The 250-nt window shown below is 70.8% G+C and carries 1 protein-coding gene; it reads right to left on the bottom strand.

Annotated elements, in window-relative coordinates; translation table 11 throughout:
* The coding region (locus AC0KVN_RS27735; RefSeq protein ID WP_483656877.1) for a DUF885 family protein at nucleotides 1–250 on the bottom strand (250 nt) is incomplete at both ends.

Raw genomic sequence — 250 nt, forward strand, 5'->3', positions numbered from 1 at the left:
CCGGGGCGGAAAGCTTGCCAACTTTCGCCTTGAAGTCGGCGAGCAACGTGCTGTCGGCGCCGCTGTCGAACGGTGCGCCGGTGATGACCTTGCGCGCATCGCCGCGCGCGGGGGCGAACACCATCTTGGGCGGAACGATGCCCTTGGCGGCCTGCGCGCGGATCCGGTCGGCGACCTCCTGCATCACGCGGCGGCTGTCCCGCAGCCGGGCGACATAGGCCTTGGCGTCCGCGACGCTCTCGACGCGATG

The sequence above is a fragment of the Sphingobium sp. SG1 genome (assembly GCF_057063145.1).